This is a genomic window from uncultured Planktosalinus sp., assembly GCF_963973675.1.
Classification (GTDB): Bacteria; Bacteroidota; Bacteroidia; order Flavobacteriales; family Flavobacteriaceae; genus Planktosalinus.
This window is the reverse complement of record NZ_CAXBAN010000432.1, coordinates 1-1,968: the sequence shown is the minus strand read 5'-3', so window position 1 is coordinate 1,968 and position 1,968 is coordinate 1. Positions and strand designations below refer to the sequence as shown.

The following is a 1,968-nucleotide window of genomic DNA, read 5'->3' as shown; positions in this document are numbered from 1 at the left end:
AGCAGCGACTACATATTCCTTGTCAATTTTTATTTTCACATCAAAATTTCCCCACACCCCTTGAAACTCACGTCCAATATAAGGGTCAGCATGCCAACCTTCAAAATCATATTCTGCAAGCTTTGGGTACCATTGAGCCATAGAAAATGCCACACCTTCGGCATTGTTTCTTCCGCTACGGCGAATTTGCACAGGCACTTGTGCATCAAAATCCATTGAGAAAGTGACCGATTCCCCGGGAGATACGGGTGTATTCAAGTCAACTTCAAGGATGGTTCCAACAGTTTTGTTTTGCACGGGCAATCCATTTTGTCGCAGTCTATTGACCTTTATGTAGCCAATCTCATCGGGCTGAAGTTTTGATATGCGATCGCCCACTCGTTTATCAGGATCTGAAATGGTACGTGAGCGTATGTCCATTTCACTTCCCGGTTGGAAGGCGTTGAAATGCAGGTGGTAAAAAACTCTTTTTAACGTGTCAGGAGAGTTGTTTGTATAGACAAGTTCCTGCTTTCCTTTATATTGGTGTTTTTCGACATCTACATCAATTTCCATTTTGTAATCGACGTGCTGTTGCCAATAGTAAGGGCGGTCTACTTTTTCTAAGAAATTATGGTATTCTTGTGTATGACCATTAGTAATAAATAATAAAGCAATAAAGAATCTTGATAAGTTTTTCATTCTAAGTATTATTGGGGGTTTGTTAACTTTTCAGCCATAATAAATGCATTGTACATATTTACCATTTTTCCTGATTTTGAAATTTCTGAAAATGGTTTTTTGTTGTTGGGCTCACCACCGAGAATTACTGTCTGACTTGAAGATAAGCCACTATCCATTAGTATTTGCTTCACTTGAGCAGCAGATAGTTGTGGATAGTAAGAGCGCAACATAGCAGCAACACCAGCCACTGCCGGAGAAGCAAAAGAGGTTCCCATCTGAAATTCATATTCGTTGTTTGGAGTGGTCGACCAGATTTCAACTCCGGGCGCAAACACATCAACTTGATTTTTTCCAAAATTTGAAAAGGAAGCAATCATTTCAGAGCCATATGTTGGAGTTAATGCCCCTACACTTATGAAATTATCTGAGAATTCATCAAGGTTGGTAGTTTGATCGTTGGGATAACCCTGAATTGAATCGTCATCCAGATCAAAGCCATCATTACCGGAAGCATTTACTATTAAAACATCGTTTTGGGCGGCATATTTAATTGCGTCATAAACCCACTCAGGGTTTGGAGAGTAAAATTTTCCGAAACTTGTATTGATAACTTTGGCACCATTATCAACCGCATATCGAATGGCGAGCGCGATGTCTTTATCATATTCATCACCATCAGGAACAGCCCTCAGAGCCATTATCGCAACATTATTTGCAGCACCATTCATTCCAATTTTATTATTGCGTTGTGCCGCTATAATTCCGGCAACGTGAGTGCCGTGCATAGCATCTTCCTTTTTGGGGTCTGGGCCACTCACCTGATTGTTTCCATAGGTTGTATCTGAAAGATCATAAGGGTTGTCACCAACTTTTTCTCTGAAATTTGTGGCAATATTAAAGTGATTATCTAATCGGGTTGAAAAGTATTTAATGCCGTCTTGAAGCTCTGAAATGATGTTTGGTATTTGGTCGTCAAATTGAAACATTTGTTCCAGTACATATACTTCACGTTGAAAGGAACTATCGTTATTTAAACTGCTCAACTCTTCAGCTGTATAGTTTTCTTTTTGAAGTTTTTTAGCTACTTTTTCATGAGCTGGCTTTATGACCTCAATCATGGATTCATATTGCAGCTTACTGTTCAAAGCTTGTTGCTTTTCTTTTAAATATTCAGCTTTTGCTTTTTTATAAAGAGCGTATTCTGACCTATCTGCTGTGCTGATAGCACTTTCAGGTTTGTCATCATATTTTGGAGCAAGCCTTAGCATAATTCTAACATATTCCATTTGCTCGCCAACGATATCA

General features: G+C 39.0%; 1 protein-coding gene and 1 pseudogene. Both read right to left on the bottom strand.

The annotated features are described in order from the left end of the window. A pseudogene (locus tag AACY61_RS13030) lies at nt 1-681 on the bottom strand (M1 family peptidase); the annotation flags it as partial. An 8-nt stretch (nt 682-689) separates the two neighbouring features. Then, on the bottom strand, nt 690-1,968 hold a 1,279-nt coding region (locus AACY61_RS13025; protein WP_339612015.1), incomplete at its 5' end, for a S8 family serine peptidase.